Origin of the sequence: Vibrio makurazakiensis, from assembly GCF_050337375.1 — a bacterium.
In the GTDB taxonomy this organism is placed as follows: Bacteria; Pseudomonadota; Gammaproteobacteria; order Enterobacterales; family Vibrionaceae; genus Vibrio; species Vibrio makurazakiensis.
In genome coordinates this window covers 1-2,983 of sequence record NZ_JAKJSW010000342.1, presented here as the reverse complement: position 1 = coordinate 2,983, position 2,983 = coordinate 1, and the positions used below count along the sequence as shown (strand labels likewise).

3 protein-coding genes and 1 pseudogene are annotated in these 2,983 nt (G+C 42.8%); 3 read left to right on the top strand and 1 reads right to left on the bottom strand.

Going from position 1 to position 2,983, the window contains the following annotated elements:
* Window positions 1-110: pseudogene (locus L4C33_RS21125) on the top strand (magnesium transporter); the annotation flags it as partial.
* 2 nt (window positions 111-112) lie between these two features.
* On the top strand, window positions 113-1,144 hold the full coding sequence (locus L4C33_RS21120; protein ID WP_428814357.1) for an HlyD family secretion protein: 1,032 nt from the start codon (window positions 113-115) through the stop codon (window positions 1,142-1,144).
* Window positions 1,145-1,228: 84 nt separating this feature from the next.
* Here the strand turns inward: L4C33_RS21120 and L4C33_RS21115 are convergent, their stop codons facing one another.
* A complete protein-coding gene (locus L4C33_RS21115; protein ID WP_428814356.1) occupies window positions 1,229-2,050 on the bottom strand; it encodes a LysR family transcriptional regulator in 822 nt (273 codons plus the stop codon).
* Window positions 2,051-2,390: 340 nt separating this feature from the next.
* Between L4C33_RS21115 and L4C33_RS21110 the strand changes: the two genes are divergently transcribed.
* Window positions 2,391-2,983: OmpP1/FadL family transporter (locus tag L4C33_RS21110; protein ID WP_428814358.1), on the top strand; the 593-nt coding region annotated here is incomplete at its 3' end.

The window sequence follows — 2,983 nt, the reverse complement described above, 5'->3', positions numbered from 1 at the left end:
CTTGGTGGGTATTGGCATTGATCATCGCATTTGCCCGTTGGGATGTATTAGCACAAGAACTATCAAACATTATTCGTAATGGCCGAACAACAACGAAAGTGGAGAAGTAACCATGAAAGAGATTATGCTCCCTTATGTTCTGATTTGTTGGATCTTAGTTAAAACTGGCATCATTCAATGGACACTTAGAAATGCAGTCATCATTGTTAGCATTGGTGTCGTACTTGCTGTCGCGCTGTTTACCGCTCACCGATTTTGGTCACCAGCCGATTTAACAGACAGTACCACCGTCAAAGCGCCTCACGCTGTTCTTAGCCCGCTATTGGGGCAAGAAGTCGAAAACGTTTTTGTCGACCATAATCAGTTCGTTAAAAAGGGCGATCTGATCTATACATTGAGAACTGAAGACACTCAATCTCAAATGGATGGATTAACCGCGCAGAAAGACGCAGCGAACGCAGAAATTTTAGCTTTGGTTCATCAAGTTGAGAATGACAAGAAAAACCTAGCTCGTTTAGAAAAGTTGAAAGACTATGCGCAAGAGTATCAACGTGATGACATTCGTACTCGTATTGAATCAACAGAAGCGAAGATCACCTCTGTTAACGCGCAGATCCTGAATATAGATGCACAAATGGCGACGGCCAACTGGCAAAACGATCGCCGAGAAATTCGAGCACCCTTTGATGGCCAACTTTCAATTACTAATATAGTGAACGGTACTCGTATTGGTAACATGCACCTTTACGACACTAATAAGAAGTTCGTTGAAATGCGTATTGCTGACCAAACTTATCGCGGTATTGAAATTGGTCAATTCGCTGAATTCTACATAGATGCGTACCCGGGGGAAATTTTCCGAGGTCGTGTACACAGTTTAACGACAGGCACAGGTGAAGCCCGAGTTTCAGTGATGAATGGTTCGCAAAGTGTTAGACAACACGTTGGCAATAACACAGGCTCACATGGCCGCACTATTGTTATCGAGTTTGAAGAACCTGAAGGCTATAACGTACCCATTGGTTCTACCGGCTCTGGTTGGGTTTCGGCTAAAAAACCTCACCCAGCCCTAGGCTTCATGGACATCATCGGTGCAGCCACCGTTCGCCTTAAAGCATATAAATCGTACTTATCTGCCCTGTAGATAACTAAAAAAGGAAGCCTCGTATTGGCTTCCTTTTTTGTTTCGTTTTCTATCTTCTATCTTCTATCTTCTATCTTCTATCTTCTATCTTCTGCCACTATTAATTCTCATGTCCACAAATCGATCAATGATGGGTTCAATCAGTTCCGTTAACCATTTTTGTTTTGCTGCATGCCTTAGTGACGCCTTGGTGATTAAAGCCACATCCAAATTTATGCGATGCTGCTCGGTTTCATCTCGATATGGTTCGTACCTCAATGTAAAACACTCTTCCATCAACTGATTCATCAATAAATGGCTATCAACAATTATCCCAGCCTCAATATCTGAATCTAACGTTTTGAAATGGTCAGCATGTTCGTTCACACCAGAGATAATGAACTTAACGTATTCACCATTTTGGTTACCATCAAAGTAACCCGCCCCCGAATGGATACGTTTTTGATAAAAGCTTTGTGGCTTATCATTGATGACATGCAGACCGAGGTCGACCTCTTCACTCAGAATCAATGCCTCACTATGCTCTCCCCACTGACGCATTTCGATTAATGCATCCGTTTCTTTTCGAATTGCACGAATGATCTCTTGGCCAAATTGAATCAAGTACGGTTCAACCAAATGCAACGTCACTTTCGTTAAACATTTTGGTGAAAAGTCTTCAGGCTCTAACGCCAAATCTAATTGTTCAAGAGCAGAACGTACTTTTGGTTCGATAGACTCAGCATAACGGGTTGGCTCTAAACCTTGAGCATTTCTCAAAAAGAGCGGGTCAGATAAGTCTTCACGTAATTGAGCAAGCACTTTAGAAACGTATGACTGTGAACGCCCCATTTTCTGCGCAGTGCGTTGCGTTGAACGTGTTTGCATCAAAGTGAGAAACACATGTAAAGCATTTAGATCATTCATTCAAAGTCACATATTAGGAAGTATCTCTTCAAATTAACCTAATCCAGAAGCGCTTTCCAATCCCACTCACCATTATTTGCCTCTAGCCAAAAAATACACGCTTAATCAGCAAGTTAAATATCATAAAAATATGGAATATTGATTATTCCTCATTAGAAAGTGAGTTTATTTACAATAGTCGCAGTCCTTTTTTTGTCGCCACGGAACGCATAAACAATTACTGAATGGCAAGGAATAGCCTGACAGAGTATCCATTATGTCTAATTCTATACACGCTCAAACGAAACACTCGACAACGGGTCAAATCTCTCATCCTTTACACTTGTCGCTAAATCCTCAAATAAAATCCATTTTTACTTTTTCTTTGGTTGCAGCAGCACTGATGTCAGCAACGCCAGCTTCAGCCAGTGGCCTATTTTTACAAGAAGCTGTGATAGCCAATGCGGGCACAACTGGCGCAGGTGATGGCGTATATACAGAGTCAGCTGCCGCAATATGGGCTAACCCAGCCACTATGTCAGGCATGGGGAAATCACTCACCACAGTCAACGCACTCGGCCTTGATATCGAGATGAAGTATAACGATGCCACAGGAGATGCAACTAAGAACGGCAAGGCCAGTACCACCATGCCTTCGGTCGGCGTTTTTCATGCTCGTCAAATCAATGAAGACGTGCACTTAGGTATAGCGTTAGGCACGGTTGGCGGCTCTAGCTTAGACTATGGTTCAGAATGGGGTGGCTCTGCGTTGATGTCAGATACCACTTTAACTGCTCTGCAATTTAACCCTTCTTTAAGTTACAAAGTGAATGAACAGCTGTCACTCGGCGGTGGGGTTCAATTCAATTGGGCATCACTCGCAATGGGCATAGCTAGTGGTAATGTGAATCTTGAACAGTCTTCAGACTGGGCATATGGGTTTAACCTCGGAGC

Bases quoted from the DNA above. Each gene is read 5' to 3' on its own strand.
- L4C33_RS21120 (WP_428814357.1), top strand. From the start codon at position 113: ATGAAAGAGATTATGCTCCCTTATGTTCTGATTTGTTGGATCTTAGTT.
- L4C33_RS21115 (WP_428814356.1), bottom strand. From the start codon at position 2,050: ATGAATGATCTAAATGCTTTACATGTGTTTCTCACTTTGATGCAAACA.